18 protein-coding genes and 8 pseudogenes are annotated in these 19,807 nt (G+C 59.2%); 15 read left to right on the forward strand and 11 right to left on the reverse strand.

Translation table 11 applies throughout. The annotated features are described in order from the left end of the window. Positions 1 to 227: 227 nt before the first annotated feature. Positions 228 to 440 (reverse strand): annotated as a pseudogene (locus DMO26_RS30360) (transposase); the annotation flags it as partial. 262 nt (positions 441 to 702) lie between these two features. Here DMO26_RS30360 and DMO26_RS30365 point away from each other — a divergent pair. Beyond that, positions 703 to 1,923, forward strand: coding sequence for an IS110 family RNA-guided transposase (locus tag DMO26_RS30365; protein ID WP_162895131.1), 1,221 nt, complete (start codon positions 703 to 705; stop codon positions 1,921 to 1,923). Between the two features lie 90 nt (positions 1,924 to 2,013). Here the strand turns inward: DMO26_RS30365 and DMO26_RS30370 are convergent. The 3 genes and pseudogenes from DMO26_RS30370 to DMO26_RS30380 form a co-directional block, all read right to left on the reverse strand. Further along, positions 2,014 to 3,014, reverse strand: a pseudogene (locus DMO26_RS30370) (IS256 family transposase); the annotation flags it as partial. A gap of 430 nt (positions 3,015 to 3,444) precedes the next feature. Further along, positions 3,445 to 4,623 (reverse strand): IS91 family transposase, encoded by a 1,179-nt coding sequence (locus DMO26_RS30375; RefSeq protein ID WP_117196056.1) that lies wholly within the window; start codon positions 4,621 to 4,623, stop codon positions 3,445 to 3,447. Positions 4,624 to 4,635: 12 nt separating this feature from the next. Continuing rightward, the gene (locus tag DMO26_RS30380; protein WP_117196057.1) at positions 4,636 to 5,496 is read right to left on the reverse strand and encodes a tyrosine-type recombinase/integrase; all 861 of its coding nucleotides are present in this window, start codon (positions 5,494 to 5,496) and stop codon (positions 4,636 to 4,638) included. A 60-nt stretch (positions 5,497 to 5,556) separates the two neighbouring features. Here DMO26_RS30380 and ltnD point away from each other — a divergent pair, with 60 nt between their 5' ends. The 10 genes and pseudogenes from ltnD (at position 5,557) to DMO26_RS30420 (ending at position 12,107) form a co-directional block, all read left to right on the forward strand. Continuing rightward, entirely contained in the window at positions 5,557 to 6,504 is a 948-nt protein-coding gene (ltnD, locus tag DMO26_RS30385; RefSeq protein WP_117196058.1) for an L-threonate dehydrogenase, read from the forward strand. After that, positions 6,501 to 7,211 (forward strand): four-carbon acid sugar kinase family protein, encoded by a 711-nt coding sequence (locus DMO26_RS34990; protein ID WP_319025416.1) that lies wholly within the window; start codon positions 6,501 to 6,503, stop codon positions 7,209 to 7,211. The genes ltnD and DMO26_RS34990 overlap by 4 nt, the downstream gene beginning before the upstream one ends. Beyond that, positions 7,208 to 7,683 (forward strand): annotated as a pseudogene (locus DMO26_RS34995) (nucleotide-binding domain containing protein). Before DMO26_RS34990 ends, DMO26_RS34995 begins: the two are co-directional and overlap by 4 nt. A gap of 47 nt (positions 7,684 to 7,730) precedes the next feature. After that, positions 7,731 to 8,297: pseudogene (locus tag DMO26_RS30395) on the forward strand (class II aldolase/adducin family protein). Beyond that, on the forward strand, positions 8,294 to 9,058 hold the full coding sequence (locus DMO26_RS30400) for a hydroxypyruvate isomerase family protein (protein ID WP_117196059.1): 765 nt from the start codon (positions 8,294 to 8,296) through the stop codon (positions 9,056 to 9,058). The pseudogene DMO26_RS30395 and the gene DMO26_RS30400 overlap by 4 nt, the downstream one beginning before the upstream one ends. Positions 9,059 to 9,075: 17 nt before the next feature. After that, positions 9,076 to 9,842: pseudogene (locus DMO26_RS30405) on the forward strand (SDR family NAD(P)-dependent oxidoreductase). A 2-nt stretch (positions 9,843 to 9,844) separates the two neighbouring features. Then, a complete protein-coding gene (locus DMO26_RS35005; RefSeq protein WP_319025420.1) occupies positions 9,845 to 10,099 on the forward strand; it encodes a hypothetical protein in 255 nt (84 codons plus the stop codon). A gap of 23 nt (positions 10,100 to 10,122) precedes the next feature. Further along, the gene (locus DMO26_RS30410) at positions 10,123 to 10,755 is read left to right on the forward strand and encodes an SMP-30/gluconolactonase/LRE family protein (RefSeq protein ID WP_319025421.1); all 633 of its coding nucleotides are present in this window, start codon (positions 10,123 to 10,125) and stop codon (positions 10,753 to 10,755) included. Positions 10,756 to 10,763: 8 nt separating this feature from the next. Next, positions 10,764 to 11,529, forward strand: a pseudogene (locus DMO26_RS30415) (SDR family oxidoreductase). 32 nt (positions 11,530 to 11,561) lie between these two features. Continuing rightward, positions 11,562 to 12,107: pseudogene (locus DMO26_RS30420) on the forward strand (gluconokinase). A 12-nt stretch (positions 12,108 to 12,119) separates the two neighbouring features. On the opposite strand, the gene DMO26_RS30425 reads toward DMO26_RS30420, so the two are convergent. Continuing rightward, a protein-coding gene (locus DMO26_RS30425) for an IS630 family transposase (protein WP_117196060.1) occupies positions 12,120 to 13,065 on the reverse strand; the annotation gives its coding sequence in 2 pieces (ribosomal slippage) (positions 12,120 to 12,729 and positions 12,728 to 13,065; 948 coding nt in all). A gap of 106 nt (positions 13,066 to 13,171) precedes the next feature. Here DMO26_RS30425 and DMO26_RS30430 point away from each other — a divergent pair. The 3 genes and pseudogenes from DMO26_RS30430 to DMO26_RS30440 all read left to right on the forward strand — a co-directional run bounded on the left by DMO26_RS30430 (position 13,172) and on the right by DMO26_RS30440 (position 15,754). After that, positions 13,172 to 14,071: pseudogene (locus DMO26_RS30430) on the forward strand (L-idonate 5-dehydrogenase). Between the two features lie 182 nt (positions 14,072 to 14,253). Continuing rightward, on the forward strand, positions 14,254 to 14,613 hold the full coding sequence (locus DMO26_RS30435) for a cupin domain-containing protein (protein WP_117196061.1): 360 nt from the start codon (positions 14,254 to 14,256) through the stop codon (positions 14,611 to 14,613). 364 nt (positions 14,614 to 14,977) lie between these two features. Further along, a complete protein-coding gene (locus tag DMO26_RS30440) occupies positions 14,978 to 15,754 on the forward strand; it encodes an SDR family NAD(P)-dependent oxidoreductase (RefSeq protein ID WP_117196062.1) in 777 nt (258 codons plus the stop codon). 383 nt (positions 15,755 to 16,137) lie between these two features. Here the strand turns inward: DMO26_RS30440 and DMO26_RS30445 are convergent, their stop codons facing one another. Both DMO26_RS30445 and DMO26_RS30450 read right to left on the reverse strand, forming a co-directional pair. Further along, positions 16,138 to 16,614 carry a helix-turn-helix domain-containing protein gene (locus DMO26_RS30445; RefSeq protein WP_117196063.1) on the reverse strand — a complete coding sequence of 159 codons (477 nt, stop codon included), beginning with the start codon at positions 16,612 to 16,614 and terminating at the stop codon, positions 16,138 to 16,140. A 32-nt stretch (positions 16,615 to 16,646) separates the two neighbouring features. Beyond that, positions 16,647 to 16,883, reverse strand: coding sequence for a hypothetical protein (locus tag DMO26_RS30450; RefSeq protein WP_117196064.1), 237 nt, complete (start codon positions 16,881 to 16,883; stop codon positions 16,647 to 16,649). A gap of 255 nt (positions 16,884 to 17,138) precedes the next feature. Here DMO26_RS30450 and DMO26_RS30455 point away from each other — a divergent pair, with 255 nt between their 5' ends. Continuing rightward, positions 17,139 to 17,387, forward strand: coding sequence for a helix-turn-helix domain-containing protein (locus DMO26_RS30455; RefSeq protein ID WP_117196065.1), 249 nt, complete (start codon positions 17,139 to 17,141; stop codon positions 17,385 to 17,387). 26 nt (positions 17,388 to 17,413) lie between these two features. Here DMO26_RS30455 and DMO26_RS30460 read toward each other — a convergent pair whose 3' ends face one another. From DMO26_RS30460 to DMO26_RS30475, 4 genes are all read right to left on the reverse strand, one after another. Further along, positions 17,414 to 17,944, reverse strand: a complete 531-nt coding sequence (locus DMO26_RS30460) for a hypothetical protein (RefSeq protein ID WP_117196066.1) — start codon at positions 17,942 to 17,944, stop codon at positions 17,414 to 17,416. 23 nt (positions 17,945 to 17,967) lie between these two features. Next, positions 17,968 to 18,654 (reverse strand): thermonuclease family protein, encoded by a 687-nt coding sequence (locus tag DMO26_RS30465; RefSeq protein WP_226951472.1) that lies wholly within the window; start codon positions 18,652 to 18,654, stop codon positions 17,968 to 17,970. After that, complete coding sequence (locus DMO26_RS30470; RefSeq protein ID WP_117196067.1) at positions 18,651 to 18,953, reverse strand: thermonuclease family protein; 303 nt, start codon at positions 18,951 to 18,953, stop codon at positions 18,651 to 18,653. Before DMO26_RS30470 ends, DMO26_RS30465 begins: the two co-directional genes overlap by 4 nt. Before the next feature lie 226 nt (positions 18,954 to 19,179). Next, complete coding sequence (locus tag DMO26_RS30475; RefSeq protein ID WP_117196101.1) at positions 19,180 to 19,746, reverse strand: hypothetical protein; 567 nt, start codon at positions 19,744 to 19,746, stop codon at positions 19,180 to 19,182. Positions 19,747 to 19,807: the final 61 nt, after the last annotated feature.

Raw genomic sequence — 19,807 nt, forward strand, 5'->3', positions numbered from 1 at the left:
CAACGACACGCTCACGCAACTCGATCGGATGCGGCTTGCCCATGGTTCTTCTCCTTCCATGGACAAACGGAATCACAAATCAGCTCAAACAGGAAGCCCGAATCCGGTTAACCGCGACACGCTTTAGTTCAATCGGGAGGGTTCTGTGAGGTCCGGTCGCGATGACGTCCCCTGGAGTGGTGTAGCTCCGCTGATCGTCGAGCTTTCCGGACAGGGCCGGGAACGGATCAGCCTGCCGCGGGCAGGTTGATAAGTGGATCATCGCTCATTGTAGCGATGGTTTCCAGTGTCATGTATCGCGAGCGCTGAACCGCCCATTCGTCATTTTGCTCCAGCAGCAGCGCGCCGACGAGTCTAACGATGGCATCGTCGTTGGGAAAGATGCCCACGACCTCTGTCCTTCGCTTGATCTCGCCGTTCAGTCGCTCAATCGGGTTCGTAACCGGTATAAGATCTGCGGTGCCGATGTTCTGCTGCGATTTTGTGGATCGTGGCGTATGGTGTGACCATCCGGGACAGAGGCACCGGGAGCACGAAGGTGCGGGCAGGCCGATGCACACGATGAGCTGCGAGCTCGTGTTAGTAGCTGGCCGCCTCTGCGACTCGCCCGGTTGCGCCGAGAGCGCGGATCCGTAGTTGTCGTGTCGCCCGCCGCTCCCGTTGTTCAATCGACAGGAGGTGCGCATGCGACGGGTGATTGGAATTGATATTCACCGAACGTTTGGCGAGGTGGTTTTCTGGGAAGATGGCCGGCTACGTCACGGCGGCCGTGTCGACATGACACGAACAGCCTTGGAGGGTCTTGGCAAGAGCCTCTCGGTAACGGACGAAGTGGTGATCGAGGCGACGGGCAACTGCATGGCAGTGTCTCGTGTCCTGTCGCCATTTGTGCGCAGAGTGGTGATTGCCAATCCGCTGCAGGTCAAGGCGATCGCACAGGCCCATGTAAAGACCGACAAGATCGATGCGGGCACTTTGGCGAGCTTGCATGCTGCGGATTATTTGCCGCAGATCTGGACGCCGGACGCAGCTACCGAGCGGATGCGGCGCCTCGTGGCGCGGCGCTACCAGGTTGTTCGGCATCGGACACGGATCAAGAACGAGGTCCATTCCATCCTGCATGCCCATTTGATCCCGAAGTGCCCGCATGCCGATCTGTTCAATAACCGGGGGCGGGACTGGCTCAAGCGCCAACCTCTGCCCGCGGATGAGCAGATTGCAATCGAGAGGCATATACGCGAACTCGATCGGCTTGGCGAAGACCTTGCAATTCTCGACCGACAGATCGCCGAAGGGACGACGGATGATCCGGCGGTCAGGCGTTTGCTCACGATCACCGGCGTCAACCTTACCGTGGCGACCGGGCTGATGGCGGCCATCGGTGACATCGGACGCTTCAACAGTCCCCAGAAGCTGGTCAGCTACTTCGGGCTCAACCCTCGGGTTCGCCAGTCCGGACTGGGTGCCGCGCACCACGGACGCATCAGCAAAATTGGCCGTAGCCATGTGCGCGCCATGCTTGTCGAGGCAGCGTGGGCAGCGGCGAAGGCACCAGGCCCCTTGCACGCCTTCTTCGTCCGGGTCAGGGCCAGACGCGGCCATCAGGTCGCGGCTGTCGCGGTCGCTCGCAAACTCACTGTTCTGGTCTGGCATATGTTGACCAAGCAGACCGACTATCTTTGGGCGCGCCCGAGCCTCGTCGCACACAAAACGCGCGCAATGGAATTGCAGGCCGGCAAACCGCAGAAGAAGGGGAACAAGCCGGGCCCTGCCTACGCCTACAACGTCAAAAAGCTCCGTGACCAGGAGATGCGCATCGCTGAGCAAGCACAAAAGGGCTACGAACGTTTTGTCGAGACCTGGCGTCCGCGCCCGCCAAATCAAAAGGCGCGCGGACGCCTCAATCCGGCAAGGCTCGAATGAGGTGGCCCGGCGGCGCTTTCAGCCGATGCACCACGCTTCACCACGAGGTCGCCCGCGCAAAGGCATCTTACCACGTCTGGAAGGAAAGCGCTTGTCGATCTCATCCGTGCTGTGAAGTTTGGTCCAGTGCTGCTTGGGAAAGGTCATATATGCGAGGACATCTTCCTCGGCGCTATCCATCAGGGCGGCAAGTTTCGGCACCTTCAGCCTGATCTGATCGGCGACGTTGCGCCATTGTTGGCTGGCAGCTTCCGGCGTGTCCTGGGCAAAGGCTGTCGCTATGAAGGCTGAGACGACGCGTCGCCCGCTCTTGCCGGCATGAGCCAGCGCATTGCGCATGAAGTGAACCCGGCATCTTTGCCAGGTTGCGGAAAGAACCTTGGAGACGGCGGCTTTGATACCTTCATGCGCATCGGAAACGGCGAGTTTGACGCCGCGTAGGCCACGCCGCGTGAGCTTGCGCAGGAACTCAGTCCAGATCGGCTCAGCTTCGGAGGTGCCGATTTCCATGCCAAGCACTTCCCGCCGACCATCCGTGTTGACGCCGATGGCGATGATCACCGCGACCGAGACGACGCGTCCGCCACGCCGGACCTTGAGGTAGGTGGCGTCGATCCAGAGATAGGGCCAGTCACCTTCGATGGGGCGGGAAAGAAAGGCCTTCACCTTGTCGTCGATCTCTTCGCAAAGCCTGGAGACCTGGCTTTTGGAAATGCCGCTCATGCCCATCGCCTTGACCAGGTCGTCCACCGAGCGGGTCGAAACGCCCTGGATATAGGCTTCCTGGATCACCGCCGTCAGTGCCTTCTCAGCCATGCGACGCGGCTCCAGAAAGCTTGGGAAATAGCTGCCGGTGCCAGCTTTGGAATACGAAGTTCGACAGTTCCGGCGCGGGTCTCCCAGTCGCGATCGCGATATCCGTTGCGTTGAGCAAGTCGAAAGTCGTTCTTCTCACCATAGGCCGCACCGGTCTTCGCGCCGACCTCCAGCTCCATCAGCTTCTCGGCCGCAAAGCCGATCATCTCGCGCAGCAAATCCGCATCAGCGCTCTTCTCAACAAGCGAGCGGAGGTCCATCATGTCATTGGTCATCGGTAGTCTTTCCATCAGGTTGTGCTTGAACAACCCAACCCTACCGGAAAAAGCCGATGACCACCGCTATCGACCTACACCACCTCTCGGGACATCATCCCGGTCGCTTTAGATGTCGCAATTGCTGATCGGACCTCATTGAAGCCGGATTGAACGAAGCCGCGGGTTGTTTGGCACTATGGGGATTTTGCCGATGCGGTAGATGGTGTTTGGCAGGGGTTGCCCCGGAGGGAGCGGAAAGAGGGGCTGGGAAGAAGGTTCTCGTCGGGAACTGCGATGTTTTTGACGATCCATTCAGTCGGTCTGCACCGACCGCGCCCTTGATGCTGCTGGGTCTTATGCTGCGCCGTTATGTTTGGCCAAAGCATTCTCCTCGCGGCCTTTCGATATGCCGACGTTGATCGTTGAAGTGATGCCGCGCCTGATAGGGTCATGAACTATCGTTCCATGCTGGCCGACAGGCTGGTTGACGCGGCTTCCAGGTGCCGAGGATGCTCATCCTTCCGCCGCAACAGGGGCAGCGGTGTGCAAACGGCGGGGCCTCGACCGTATCCATGCCCTCGATCGGCTCTTCTGGCTGCGGGACATTGAGGAGATTGCGGCAGGCCTCCAGCTTCTGCTGCCGATGGCCGTTGGCAAGCAAGCCAAAGTGACGGATGCGATGGAAGCCGTCCGGAATCGTGTGCAGCAGGAAACGGCGAATGAACTCGTGGGCATCGAGCGTCATCCGCTTCTGCCTGCCACCCTTGCGATAATCCTTCCATCGGAAAGTGACCTGATCACCATCCATGCTGACGAGGCGGGAATTGGAGATGGCGATACGGTGGGTATAGCGGCCGAGATAGGCCGGCACCTGTTGGGGTCCGGCAAAGGGCGGCTTGGCATAGACGACCCAATTGACGCGCCGCACTTCTTTGATCATGCACATGAATGCGGCTGGATTGGCCAGGTTCGCGATGCTGCCGAAGAACTGAAGCTGGCCTTCGTCATGAGCCTGCTCGAGGTGTTCGAGAAACAGTCGCCGGAACAGGCGCGACAGTACCCGCACGGGCAGGAAGAAGTTCCTCCGGCAAGCCACCCAGCGGGTTTGATCGAACGACAATCCGCCGCCCGGCACGATGCAGTGGATGTGTGGGTGATAATGCAGATTCTGCCCCCAGGAATGCAGCACGGCGATGAAGCCGATGTCGGCACCCAGATGTCTGGGATCGGCGGCAAGTCTGTGCAGCGTCTCGGCGACAGCGCGAAACAGGATAGCATAGACCACCTGCTTGTTCTGGAAGGCAATCGCGGCGATCGCTTGCGGCACGGTGAAGACGACGTGGAAATAGCTGACTGGCAGCAGGTCGGCCTGCCGAGCGGCAAGCCAATCACGGCTGGCCTGTCCCTGACACTTCGGGCAATGCCGGTTACGGCAGGAATTGTAGGCGATGCGGAGCGCCTCACAATCCTGGCATTGCTGGATATGGCCACCCAGTCGGGCGGTCCGGCACATCGCAACCGCGCTCATCACCCGGCGTTCGAGCCGCCCGAGATGCGTGTCATGGGATTGGCGATATTCTTCCCCATGGCGGCGAAAAATGTCCGCCACCTCCAATCCCGCCGCCATGGCGGGATGTCATCAGCCTGTCGGCACCACCTCCGGCGTCAGCCGGTCAAGCGGACTGGTCGTGGCACGGATGAGCGTGTTGGACACTTTCTTATACCGCGCCGTGGTCGACAGATTGTTGTGGCCGAGTAGGACCTGGATGATGCGGATGTTGGTGCCGCTCTCCAGAAGATGGGTGGCAAAGCTGTGTCGCAACGTGTGCACCGACACTCGCTTGTCGATTCCGGCGGCAATCCGCGCCGAACGGCAGGCAGAATGCAGAACCTGGACATCGATGGGCTTATTTTCGTCGCGTCCGGGAAACAGCCATATCTGCGGCCGCGCCAGCTTCCAATAGACCCGCAGGATATGCAGTAACTGCGCTGACAGCATCACGGTACGGTCCTTGCCGCCCTTGCCATGTTCAACACGGATGACACCGCGTTCGCCATCGATATTGCTGACCTTGAGACTGACTGTCTCGGTGGCGCGCAATCCGGCCGCATAAGCCGTCGTGAGCGCGGTTCGGGTCTTTAAGCTCGGGACCGCTTCCAAAAACCGCACTATCTCATCGCCGTTCAATATCGTCGGCAACTTAGCGGGCGTTCGGGCATAGGCAATGCGCTCCGGTATCTCCGCATGCCCAAGCGTGACGCCGAAGAAGAAGCGAAGGGCGCAAACCGTCTGGTTCAAGGCTGGCCACGATAGGCCAGATGACACCAGATGCACCTGAAACGCGCGTACTTCCTCCAGCCCCAATCGGTCAGGCGAGCGCCCGAAATAGCGCGAAAACTTCGTCACCGCATGCAAATACGATCGTTGCGTCGCCGGCGACAGATTGCGGATCGTCATGTCCTCGATCATCCGCCGGCGCAGGGGGCTCATCTCACTCATGGTACTCTCCCGTTCAAAGGTTGGGCCAAACAGCCCATTCCTTCAAAACACGAGCACTGTATGCAAATCAGATGCCCCAAATGCCGCGCCAGCGGCTTCGTTCAATCACATATCGGTGTGATTGGACTCGGATCCATGGGCTTTGGGATGGCGATTTCGGCTCTTCGCGCCGGCCACAGGATCTGGGGGCAGGATATCAATCACACGGCGATGGAGCGGTTGCAGCAGGAAGGCGGCACCGCGGGTATTTCGATCGAGGCAGCCGCAGCGCTCGATGCTGTCGTGATCGTGGTTCTGAATGCGGCGCAGATGGAAAACGTATTGTTCGGTCCTGAAGCTATCGTGCCGAGGCTTCGTCGGGGCGCGGTCGTGCTCGGATGCGTCACCGTTGCGCCCGCATTCGCGCAGGCCATGGAAACGCGATGCGCCGAGCATGACGTGCTCTACCTCGACGCGCCGATTTCCGGCGGCTCTCTGAAGGCTGCCAACGGCTGCCTGACGATCATGGCTTCGGGTAAGGATGCCGCCTTTGCCGCCGCTCGCCCTGTACTGGATGCGTTGGCGGAAACCGTCTTCGAACTCGGCGCTTCGGCCGGCTCGGCCTCGGCGATGAAGGCGACCAATCAGTTGCTCGCCGGCGTGCATATTGCTGTCATGGCCGAAGCGCTGACCTTTGCCGCCACGCAGGGCATCGATGCCGCGACATTCCTCTCGGTCATTCAGAAATGCGCCGGAACGAGCTGGATGCTGGAAAACCGCGCTCCGCATATCGTCAGCGGCGACTATACGCCCCACAGCGCAATAGACATCTGGCCGAAGGATCTCGGCATCGTGCGGGAGATCGCCGGATCCGCAGGTTTCGAGGTCCAGATTACAACCGCCGCACTTCGGCAATTTGCCGATGCCTCTGCCATGGGACTCGGGCGCGAGGACGACGCCGCCGTGGTGAAGGTCTATGCCCGCCAGGCAGGCGTCGTCCTGCCGGGCGTCGAGGGAGAGCGCATGTGAGCACGCTTCTCGGCGTCATTGCCGACGACATTACCGGCGCCAGCGACATCGCCGCACTCCTCGCGCGCAGCGGCAGGCAGGTGACGCTGCGTTTCGGTGTGCCGCAGGAACCGTCCGGCAACAGCGCCGCCATTGAGGTCGTCGCCTTGAAAATCCGCACCATACCGGTCAACGAGGCGATCATTGAAGCTCGAGCGGCGCTCCGCTGGCTGCAGCAGGCTGGCGCGCGGCGCTTCTTCTGGAAATACTGTTCGACCTTCGACAGCACCGCGCAAGGCAATATCGGACCGGTAGCGGAAGCCCTGATGACGGACCTCGGTACGCAGCAGACTATCTATTGCCCCGCCTTCCCGGAAAACGGCCGTACAGTCTATATGGGCAATCTCTTCATCGGACGTCAGCCGCTGGCCGAAAGCCCGATGAAGGACCACCTGCTGACGCCGATGCGCGACTCGAACCTCGTCCGCCTTCTGCAGCAGCAGGGCTCCGGTCGCGTGGGACTTGTCGATCGTTTGACGACCATGCGCGGACCGGACCATATCACTGCCGCCCTGTCTGCCCTGCACCGGGATGGCCACAACCACGCGATCATCGACGCGATCGACGATAACGACCTGACGGCCTGCTGGACGACAAGGCAAAGGCCCCGGCAAGACCGTGCCTCGCCGACGCTTCGATCGTTTTGTCGGGAAGCTGCTCGGCGATGACCAATCGCCAGGTCCGCTCCTACCTCTCGACCGGTGCGCCCGGTTTCGGGCTGGATCCGATGGCGCTCGCGGAGAGCGGCATCGGGGACACGCTGGCCTGGTTGCGACAACAGGATCTTTCCCGCAGCCCGCTTCTCCATGCCACCGCCGGACCGGAGGCCGTCAAGGCCGCCCAGCAAGATCTGGGCGTGGCCCGCGCCGGCGAGATCGTCGAAACGGCGCTGGCCGAGTTGTCGCTGGCAGCCCGAGATTTTGGCGTTCGGCGCTTCGTGGTCGCCGGCGGCGAAACGTCGGGCGCGGTTGCCCGCGCGCTCGGTGTCGACCGCCTGGAAATCGCCCGGAAATCGCGCCCGGCGTGCCCTGGTGCTTTTCCCGCTCGGCGGGAGAACCCATCGCGCTGGCGCTCAAATCCGGCAATTTCGGCGCCGAAACCTTCTTCAAGGATGCTTTGGCGGCAGCGGAGGCCGTATGAACGCCGAAAGCTAGTTGCGTGAGCAGATCTGCCTGCTTGCCAGGTCCATGTTCGATCGCGGCCTCACGGGTGGATCGACCGGCAACATATCGGCCCGCACGCCGGATGGCGGCCTGCTGGTATCGCCGACCGGCTCCTCTTTCGGCCGGCTGGATCCGGCTCGGCTTTCCCGTTCCTCCGACCAAGGAAATGCCGCTTCACGACGCTTTCTACCAGACCCGTTCCAAGGCCGGAGCGGTGGTGCATCTCCATTCATGTCATTGCGTTGCCTGGTCGATGATGCCGGGCGTCGACCCCGACAATTTCCTGCCGCCGCTGACGCCCTATTCGATCATGCGGCTCGGCAAGGTCAAGCTCCTGCCGTTTTTCCTGCCGGGCGATCCTGCCATGGGACAGGCCATACGTGGCCTTGCCGGCAAGCGTTCGGCAGTGATGCTTGCCAGCCACGGGCCGGTCGCGCGGGCGCCGATATCGAGGCAGCCTGCAACGCGATCGAGGAAATGGAAGATACCGCGCGTCTTGCCATGCTGATGCATGGTCGCGATCCGATCATGCTCAGCGAACAGCAGGTGCGAAACATCGTCACGACATTCGACGTGGAGTGGGATGCATGAAACTATCCGCCAATCTCGGCTTCCTGTGGGCCGATACGCCTTTGCCCAATGCCATTCGCGCCGCCGCCGCCGGCTTCGACGCGGTCGAGTGCCATTGGCCCTATTCGATCCCGGCCGAAGACGTCGCCGCTACGCTCACGGAAACCGGACTGTGGATGCTCGGGCTCAACACGGCCAGGGGAAACGTTTCCGCCGGTGATTTCGGCCTGTCGGCGCTGAAAGGTCGCGAGGAGGAAGCCCGAGACGCGATCGACCAGGCCATCGACTACGCCAAGGGCGTCGATGCGGCCGCCGTTCACGTCATGGCCGGATTCGGTGCCGGCGATGCGGCGCACCGGACCTATGTCGAAAACCTGCGCTACGCCTGCGGCAAGGCCGCATCGCTGGGGATCACCATTCTGATCGAACCGCTCAACCGTCACGATGTGCCGGGATATTTCCTCAGCACGACCGACCAGGCGGTCGCGATCATCGCGGAAGTCGGCAGGCCCAATCTCAAGCTGATGTTCGACTGCTACCACGTCCAGCGCACCGAAGAGGATGTGACCCATCGGCTAGCCACGCTTCTGGACCGGATTGGCCACATCCAGTTCGCCTCCGTTCCCGATCGCGCAGCGCCGGATCACGGAGAACTCAATTACGACTACGTATTCAGGGCGATCCGCGCGCTCGCATGGGAAGCGCCGCTCGGCGCGGAGTACAAGCCGGGGGGCGATACCGACGCCACGCTCGGCTGGATGGCGACTGCCAGAAAAATCTAGATCACGGAGGAAACAACATGAACAAATGGGCACAATATCCAAGCCTAAAGGACCGCGTCGTGCTGATCACCGGCGGCGGCTCCGGCATCGGTGCCGAACACGTCACGCAGTTCTGCCGTCAAGGCGCCCGTGTCGGCTTCATCGACTACAATCCGGACGTCTCCATGGCGCTGGTCGAGCAGTTGACGTCGGAGGGCCTGGCCGCGCCCGAGTTCCTGCGGGCCGACCTGCGCAACATTCCCGAAGTGGAAGCCGCGATCGCCTCCTTCACCGCCAAGGCGGGGGATGTCGAGGTGCTGCTCAACAATGCCGCGCATGACGAACGCCACCGGGTGGAAGACGTCACCACCGAGTATTTCGAAGAGCGCATCGCCTTCAATCTTCGCCACCTGGTGTTCTGCGCCAAGGCCGTGGCACCTGGGATGAAACGTCGCGGAACCGAAGCATCATCAATTTCGGATCGTTCAGTTGGCGAATTGGATCGGCTGGAATGCCGATCTATGTCGCGGCCAAGGCTGGGATCGAAGGGTTGACCAAAGGCCTGGCACGCGATCTCGGCGTCGATGGGATCAGGGTCAATTGCGTCGTTCCAGGTTGGATCATGACCGGCAGGCAACTTGAGCTGTGGGTTGACGATGCCGTCAAGAAACGGATCGTCGATATGCAATGCCTCAAGGATTTGGTCCAGCCGGCGGATGTTACGCGGATGGCCCTATGGCTTGCCGCCGACGACAGCCGAATGTGCAGCTCGCAATTCTTTACCGTTGACGGTGGCTGGAGTTGATCATGGCAGCAGATGTTATCGAAATCTACGATCCGCGCGGGGAGGGCCTGCTGGCCCCGAACGCCGAGCTTCGCCGTCTCTGCACCGGCATGAAGTGGACGGAGGGTCCGCTCATATTGCCATGGGATGGTTCGCTGTTGTTCAGCGACATTCCCAACAACCGCATCATGCGCTGGGCAGGCGGTGAGCCAGAAACCTGGAAACAACCGTCCAATTCGCAAACGGCCGGACGTTGGATCGCGAGGGCGCCATCCTGACCTGCGAACATGGAGGTCGACGCGTGACGCGAACCACGCGCGACGGGCACTCCGAAACCGTGGTCGATTCTTATCAGGGCCGGCGCCTGAACTCACCGAACGACGTGGTGGTTTGCCAGCCCGACGGCAGCATCTGGTTCACTGACCCACCCTACGGGATCGAGAGCGATTATGAGGGGTACAAGGCCGACCGGGAACAGGACGGCAACTATGTCTACCGTTTCGATCCGGTCACCGCGACGTTGTCGATCGCCGCCGTCGACTTCGATCGCCCCAACGGCCTTGCGTTCTCGCCGGACGGGCGCCGTCTCTATATCGCGGACAGCGGCGCATCGCTTGGCGCCGGGCACCCGGATCCTCTGGTCGCCGACCGCCCACACCACATCTGCGTCTTCGACGTTACTGATAAGGGCAGCCTTTGCCACGACCGCGTCTTTGCCATCATCGACGCCGGCCTGCCGGACGGCTTGCGGGTCGACCGGGCCGGCAGGGTCTGGACGAGCGCCTGGGACGGTGTCTGGTGTTACGGTGATGACGGTTCGCTCCTCGTAAAAATCAATGTTCCGGAGATCACGTCAAATCTCGTCATCGATGAGCGATCAGGCTTTATGCGATTCTACATCACAGCTTCGACGTCGGTCTATTATTTTGGATGAATGAGACTATGTCTCAACTCGTTGACCTGACAGGACTCCGTGCTCTTGTCACCGGCTCGTCACAGGGAATTTGGATATGCGCTGGCTGAGGGCCTGTCGGCGCGTGGTTCCGAGATCGTGCTGAACGGGTGGGATAAGGCCAAGCTTGCCGCAGCGGTCAAGGCCCTGACGGATGCCGGAGCCAAGGTTTCGGTCTCCGATTTCGACGTGACTGATGCGGAAGCCGTCAAGCGTGGCGTCGATGCCATCGAGTCCGAGATCGGCGCGATCGATATCCTGATCAACAATGCCGGCATGCAGTTCCACTCGCCGCTGAAAGACTTCCCTGCAGATCGCTTCGAACAATTGCTGAAGACGAATGTGTCCAGCGTTTTCTATGCCGGACAGGCCGTGGCGAAGCACATGATTGCGCGCGGGCGCGGCAAGATCGTCAATATCGCCTCAGTGCAGAGCGAACTGGCGCGTCCCGGCATCGCGCCCTACACGGCCACCAAAGGCGCGGTGAAGAATCTGACAAAGGGCATGGCGACGGACTGGGCGAAATACGGCCTGCAGATCAATGCGCTGGCGCCCGGCTATTTCAAGACGCCGCTCAACCAGGCCCTGGTCGATAGCGCGGAGTTTTTGAGTTGGCTTGAAAAGCGCACACCTGCGGCACGCTGGGGCAATGTGGATGAATTGGTGGGTGCCGCCGTGTTTCTGTCTGGCAGGGCCTCGTCCTTCGTCAACGGCCATACGCTGTATGTCGATGGCGGCATCACAACAAGCCTTTGATAGGAGTTTGAGACGGCGGAGAATTGCGGGAGATGAATAAGGATCTTTCCGGTCACGGTTCAATCGTGGTTATGGGCGTTTCCGGCTGCGGCAAGAGTTCTGTGGGCCAGCAGCTTGCAGCCCGGCTGAAACTCGGTTTCGTCGAAGGCGATAGCCTTCACACGCTCGCCAATGTCGTAAAGATGCGGGCTGATATTGCATTGACCGACGATGATCGCTAGCCCTGGCTCGACAAGATCGGGCGGCAGCTGGGCGGATCTGAGACCCAGGGCGCACCTGTCGTTGCCTCTTCCTCGGCCTTGAAGAAGGTTTACCGCGACCGGTTGCGGCAGCTTGCGATCGAGGCTCCAAGGCACCCGCTTCGCTTCGTTTATCTGAGCGGCGCCAAATCGGTGCTGGCGGCGCGGCTTGCCGGCCGCCAGCACGAATAAATGCCGGCGACGCTGCTCGACAGTCAGCTCGCGACGCTGGAAGTGCCCGATGCAAGCGAGGGCGGCGTCGTCACCGTCGATATCGATCAGTCGATCGATGCCATCGTCGAAGAGGCGCTCGCACGACTTTCTACTCCTATGCGCTAGAGCGGAATCCGATCACGTTGCATCGTATCCGGCTGCTGCGAAATAGTTCTGGCATTCGTTCGACGTGAAGAGCTTGAGCAAGCGGCCGATGGCGGTCCAGAGACCGTCAATGGATCGTTCGGCGGCCTTTCGCAGCAGTGCCTTGAGCTTCGAGAAGGCGTTTTCGATAGGGTTGAAATCCGGGCTGTAGGGCGGAAGATATTCGAGCCTTGCGCCGACGCTTTCGATCATTTCGCGGACCCGTGGCCCTTTGTGGCTGGACAGATTGTCCATCACGACGATGTCGCCGGCGTGAAGCTCAGGCAGCAAGACCTTTTCCACGTAGGTCTCAAAAGCAATGCGGTTGATCGACCTGTCTATGACGAAGGGTGCGATGAAACCGCGTAGCGTCAGCGCTCCGATGAAGGTTGTAGTTTTCCAGTGGCCGTGCGGAACGCTGATCCTCAGACGCTCGCCTCTCATGCACCGGCCATGACGGCGCGCCATATTGGTGGATGCCCAGGTCTCGTCGATAAAGACGAGACGCGCCGGATCAAGGTCGAGCTGACCGTCGAACCATTCCTGCCGACGCTTCAGGATGTCGGGACGATCTTGCTCCGTGGCATGCGCGCTCTTTTTTGCGCGTGATGTTATGACGCGCGAAGAAACGCTGGATCGTGCCAAAACCGAAGAACAGGCCTTGTTCGGCAAGGCTGTGTCGAACCTCTTCAATGGTGGCGTCCTTGTCCGGACCCAAGGCTTCGAGGATGGCGTTCATGTGCGCATCGATCCGGGCAGAGCGCCGATCTCCGCCCAAGGCACCAGGCCGGGCATCGCCCTGTTCACGCTCACGCTGGCGCCATCTGCTGATGCTGGCTGCGCTCACCTTGAAGCGTTCGGCCGCAGCCCGATGCGAAAGACCTTGCGAAACCGCCGCAAGAACCCGAACGCGTAAATCCATCGATAAAGCTTTCGACATGTCCGCCGCCTCCTGCCGGCGAACACCCATGAATCAGACAAAAGCTGATTTGCATAGCCAGTGCGATTCATTCAGATCGGATTCCGCTCTAAAAGGACATATTCCGATGAATGCTGTTGTCATCCATGCCGCGAAGGATCTGAGGATCGAGGATCGGCCTGTCGAGGCTCCCGGCCCGGGCCAGGTCGAGGTCGCCATCGAGGCGGACGGCATCTGCGGCTCGGACCTGCGTTACTACAATCACGGCGGCTTCGGCGCGAGCCGGGTACGCGAGCCGATGATTCTCGGCCATGAAGTGGCCGGTACGATCAAGGCTCTGGGCGCCGGTGTCTCGGGTCTTGCGGTCAGCGACCGGGTGGCGGTATCGCCGTCGCGCCCCGCAATGCCTGCGACTACTGCCTTGAAGGCCAGCAGAACCATTGCCTTAACATGCGTTTTTACGGCTCTGCCATGCCGATGCCGCATATTCAGGGTGCCTTCCGGCAGCCGTTGGTGGCAGAAGCCTATCAGTGCCACAAGGTCGCCGAGGGCGTTTCGATCAACGAGGCGGTGACGCTGCATGCGGTCAACCGTGCCGGGCCGCGGCGCACTCGATAAGGCGCTGGAAATCGGTGCGGACCGAGTGATCAACGTTGCGACCGAAGCGGACACGCTGGCCGCCTATTCGACCAACAAGGGCTATTTCGACATTCAGTTCGAGGCTTCCGGCAACGAGCGCGCCGTGCGCTCCGGTCTGGAAGCGCTGAAGCCCCGCTCGGCCGTCGTGCAGCTCGGGCTTGGCGGCGACGTGTCTATCCCGCAGAACCTCGTGGTGTCGAAGGAAATCGAGATGAAGGGTACATTCCGCTTCCATGAGGAATTCGGTCTTGCCGTGGATCTCATAAACCAGCGCCGCGTCGATCTGAAGCCGCTGATCACCGGTACTTATCCAATAAACGATGCCGTTACCGCTTTCAATGTCGCTGGCAACAGATCGAAATCAATGAAAGTACAACTGACGTTCTGAACTGTCAGCGAGAAGGGCTTTCTCCCAATTATTCGCTTATGTCGAGCGTCCAATTTGTGACAGAGACCTACGGAGACCTGACATTTCGGGCGCTGAAAGTGCCCCTCAGAAATTCACTTGTAACATTGACAATCGTTTGTAGATTCAAATACAAACGATTGTTCTCAAATTCAGGAGCATTTATGTCACTGCTTGTAACACTCGAAAACCACGTTGATAAACTCCCTGAGCCTACCGGCAGAAGTCCATCGCCTGAGGAGAAAATCGAAGGCGATCCCAACTTTAGAACGTGGCTCCAAGACATATCTTTCGATGGGAAGGTGCGCACTGGCATATGGGAAGCAACGCCCGGCCTGACGCACGCGATCAAAGACGGCGTTTATGAATATTGCCTGATTCTTCAGGGTGTGGTCGAAATAACCGAAAACGGGGGAGAACCGAAAATATATCGGGCCGGCGATAGTTTCCTGTTTAAACCCGGTTTTCGCGGAACATGGAGAACTATCGAAACGGTCCGCAAGATGTACGTCGTGGTGAGATAAGATCGTGTTGGAGCTTGCCTAGCCGGCTTGTTTCCAATGAATGATGCGGTTCATCCCTGATAGGGTCTCCAACGGCGAATCAGGGATGTCGCTTCAGATATTCGCTGGGGCACCCGAAGGATATTTCACCGGCACTTGTCATTCGGCCGTTGGCGGACCATTGGATCGTCGATCGCCGACCGAACTTCGATCGGTGTGCCGGTGATATGTCACGTCCGAACTCACGACAATTCCGAAGTATCGGAATATTGTGAAAGTTCTTTGCTTATGGTACAATCGTTTGTATAGCTGATTTAGCGAGATTGTCGTGCTCTGATAATGGCTAGCATGATAATTAGCGCACTGGATCAATAGGGGAATACTAATGGTCGCTGGTAAAATGCTTGAGAGATTCAAACTGGAAGGAAAGGTAGCTCTCATCACTGGTGGGACGCGTGGTATTGGTCTGGCGACCGCGCATGCATTCGGTGAAGCAGGCGCCAAATTATATTTGAGCGCTCGCAATGAGGACTTTGAAGACGGTAACGGGCTACGGGGCGCAGGGTACGACATAACGTTTTATGCCGCCGATCTGTCGACCCGTGCAAATTCCGCCGAACTCGTAAGCCGGGTCATTCAGGATGCAGGCAGGTTGGATGTTCTGGTCAACAATGCAGGAGTTGCGAAGTCAGGGGCCTCTGTAGATTTTACAGAAGAAAACTGGCGCATGATGATGGCGTTGAACGTTGATTCCGTTTTCTGGTGCAGTCAGGCGGCTATTCCCTCGATGCGCCGGACGGGCGGCGGAACAATCGTTAACGTCGGATCGATGTCTGGTATCGTTTCCAACATTCCACAGCATCAAGCAGGGTATAATAGTTCCAAGGCGGCGGTGCATATGATGACCAAGACGCTTGCGAGTGAGCTGGCTCTTGATAATATTCGGGTAAATGCTGTTGCTCCAGGCTACATAGACACCAAAATGTCACGCGGCGGCATGGCCGACCCTAACAAATTTCCCGTCTGGAAAGAGATGACGCCAATGCAGCGGGTAGGCCAACCCGAAGAGGTGGCCGCTGCCGTTTTGTTCCTAGCCTCCGAGGCGTCCAGCTACATTACCGGCGAAGTTGTGGTCGTCGATGGTGGCTATACCACTCGCTGATACACAGCAAGAGGATACCAACGAAGTCCATCGTCTCGGGACCCTACGGAAATACGTCTATTGCGTTCTTCACGATTGTTCGGGCGGGTCCTGAACCGTCTCGCATACCACTCTAGTTCCATAAGCTATATTATGTGATGTTATACCATAACGCAACCTAGACTTTATTTCCTGGGTCTGACCAGTTGACAGCAGGGCGTACTCAGCTCGCCGCGAGGCAACTAGTGCCCCGCTCCTCTTCAGTTGCATCAAGCAATTGAGTCAACTCGAAACTTTACGTTGAAACGCAGCTCAAAAAGTTGACGATAACTATCAGCTTTGGAAAGTTTTTGCTTTTTTATCCTGAAGTTTCCAATATAACTTCTAGTTGGTAGCGAGCGACATCACTGATGATCGTTGCCAGCCTTTTGAATTTTAAAAATTGAATCCAGGATCGTCGCGATAGTATCCAGCGTGTCGGCCGGTAACTCCTGAATCATCTTCGTGATACGGCGCCTTTTTTGCGCTTCGTCCGGCGTTTCGCCCCAAAGATGGGGAGCGGCATCGAAGAGAAGATCATCAGGGAATATCCGGAGCACTTCGCAGAGGTGCAGGACTTGGGTGGCATGCAATTTGGTCACGCCCCGCTCGTAGCGGCCGTAGACTTCCTGGATGGAGCCGAGAAGGAGGACGACGTCTGCCCTCGAAAGCCCTTTCTCCTGCCGTTTTTGGCTTAAAGCTGCGGCGATGGCTTGGTCCATCTCGCTCGGGCTGGCAATCCCATCGAATCCGGGCCGTCGATAGACGGGACGGTCGACTTTCGGGTCCGTCGTCGCCTCGAGCCCCTCCTCATTGATATAGGTTTCAATTCTCTTCGTCATTCATTCCGCCTCGCCCGTCGGCGATTCATACATCACAGGGCGGACGGTTGACCATGCGCTTTCCCAAACAAATCTCTCCGTCGCTGCCACGCGGCCTCGTTTTCGCGCGCGGCCCCGTTCCTTGAGATCGCAATGATATGCCTGATCCCGATGCAGAACTGACCGCCCTTGTGGAAGCCCACCGCTCTGCCATTGAAGTCCTTCTGCATCTGCGCGAACGGCTCGCGGACGGGGAGAATGTCCGCCTTGACCTCACGGTCGCGTCTCATCGTGAAGTCCGAGCAAGGATGCGCCTTTTGAACTGGGAGGCTCCCACACGCAAGCTATCAGAATCGAAGCTGGAGCAGGTGCTCGCAAACGCGATCCTTGCAAAAATCCCCTATGACGAGTTGTCCCTGAAGCTTATCCGAGACGAGCCTGCGCGGTTTACGAACCGTGCGAGGAAGCCCAACACGAGACCCTGAGTCCTCTTTGTAGAGTATACTCCGTGGCGAAATACTCTACAAGACCCTCTGCTCTCGGACATGGATATTCGAGAGATTTTTGCACGCAATTTGAGAACGGCTCGGCAAGCCGCAGGCCTGTCGCAGGAAGCGCTGGCTGATCGCGCCGGGATTGACAGAACTTATATCAGTTCTCTGGAGAGAAGCGTCTACAATCCGACGATCGACATTGTCGATCGACTGGCAAAAGCGCTGGGAAGCAAGGCTGCCGATTTGCTGCTTGAGGATCTCAGTCAAGCTCGGAAGCATCAGGGCGACGGTCCACAGTAAGAGACAGTACGAGATCGCTCTGGACCTCAGAGATTGAGATCGAAATAGAATCGTGTCAGCGTGCCGGTCTGCTCGTCCCTCATGTCAAAGAAATACGGCTGGTCACGCAGCGGCCGGGCCATGTAGTCTGTTCGTTGACACCCCTCGCCCCACACGCTTTGGATCTGGCTTTCGCTACTTGGCCGCTGCCGATCCGAATTATACCCGGCGCAGTCATTGACCTGCCGCATGCATCGGGACAGCTCCCCATTGCCAGCGTTATCGCCACTGCCTGTCTCGTTGCTGGTCTCTGTCCATCCGACCGGGCATTCGGCGAACTTTTCGTAGCCTGGTTTCCCCGCTCCGCCTTCAGGGCATGTTGGCCAGGAAAAGCCGGGACGCCGCATTGCGGAAATGAGTTTTTGCATCGGCGGCCGGCATTCCGGAACTCCGTGCCAAGACGGATTGGTTGATGCCGCGCAGAGCAGGACAGTACAGCCCCATTCATCGGCCGTGGCCTTGGGCGCGAGCGCCAGAAACGGCAGAGCGAAAGATAAAGTCACTGCAACGAGCTTCATGACCCGAACCTCTCAATTGTTCGTCAGCGATCGTGGCGGGAAGGAAGGCGGCGCGCGTCTGCAAATGGAGGCGAGATTTCGGATCGTCGCTCTTTCAGCAAATTGTAGTCGGCGATCGGCTGGCGATCAGCGGTACGGTCGATCGCTCTTTCGCGCCACTCGTCCATGTCTAGGACATAGGTCGCCCACATCCCGTAGCGCGCAGCCTTCGCGTAACGCTCGACGGCTGCATAGCCTGGATTGTCTGATTGTGAGGACGTTCGCGCCCAGCCTGCACGCAGCATTTCTCGGCCGAGATCCCGGCCCCGAACCGTGCATCGATGGGCCGGTGCTGGCACCTCAGATTGAAGCCGGCAATCGACCCTCTTATTGCCAACAGTCCGTTTCAACCAAGCCTTCGCAAAGGGGCCGCATGGCACCGGCAGCAAGCGGCTTTGCTCTTTCGACGTCATTTGCGGATCAAAGCTCCACTGAGGCAGCGCGCAGGCGTCTATTCCGGCAAGCTGAACCTTTAGGCCCGCATCGGCAAACCAAAGTGTCCGGCCATCCAGCGCGGCAGCCCTGCCCTTTACCTGAGCGACGATCCTATAGCCAGCGAAAGAGTTGCCACCCGGGAGTCGACTTTGGACGAAATCGGCGGCAAATGAGGGGGCAGAGATGACCGCGACAAACGATGCGGAGACCGCGGACGTCAGAATCGTTGATCTCATTTCGAACTCCTGAGCTGCGCCGCCTTGCCAAGCAATAGGGCTGGATGCTGGACATCGGGAAACTGCCAAAGGCCGGCTTTCGCATCCTTCGCCTGCGCCTCGGCCACCGCATAGGAAGAGTTAAGTGGCATCCCCCTGCCATCGAGGGCCGCGAATGCATAACCGCGGCTGATCAGGATCGTGCCCAAATCCAGCTTCGCACCTCCGACGACCGCGAAACAGACGACGTAAGTCAGGTCGGCGCGACGAGCGATGGGAGTGCAACGCGGCTGGATATCCTTGATGAAAGCGGCGAGCACAGCGAGCGAAACGTCTCCGCAGTCAAGCTTGCGCCCGGTGCCATTGGTGAACTCAGTTCCTGCAGGCAGGATTGGACGCCATAGAGCCGATACCGCTGTCCATCCTCGCTCCAGGTGTCTCCGGATTCGAGACCGATGTTCGAATGAAGTAAAATTGTGCCGTCCTGCGCTGCCGTGGCAGATGCGAAGCAGCAGACGAAGCAGCACATAGCAATCAGCGTACGAATCATGGCTTTGTCCTCGGATCGGCCCAGATCCCATAACCTTGCCGGCCGATCTTTTCGGCAGCCGCCAGATCCGGGCGCATGGGTGCGCCATCGGCCTCTTTGGCCAAACGGACAGCGCCAATCGAGAGCAGTTGCTCCTCAAGGCTAGTTACGGTGTCGAGAGCACCCGGAAAATTATAGTAGCCGAAGCACGTCACATCCTGCATAGGCGCATTCTCTTCGGAGACGAACGCGCGGCAGAGAATGACCTTTGGCGATTTCGAAAGCGCCTTCAGCTGCAGCAATGCATAATCGCCGCAGGACCCACTGAAACCCTCCTTTTGATTGACGACATCGCCCTCGCAAGGCTCCAACCCGTACAGCCGAAGCGATGTTTTCTCATCGACCCGGATCGTCGTGGGGTTACCGGCCTGAAACCCCCTCGTGCTCGCGTAACCCTTTCGCGACACGACCTTCTTCTCACCGTCGTAATATTCGACAACGAGGACCGTCTTCCCTGGCGCTGCCAGCGATTTGACATAGGCAGCGTCAGGGCCCGATGCGGCAAGACTTGGCTCAGAATGCATAACGGCCACGGCGATCGCCGACACAATATGACTGAAACGGACTGGATCTCGCATCACTGAT

Source organism: Rhizobium terrae (assembly GCF_003425685.1).
Lineage (GTDB): Bacteria > Pseudomonadota > Alphaproteobacteria > Rhizobiales > Rhizobiaceae > Neorhizobium > Neorhizobium terrae.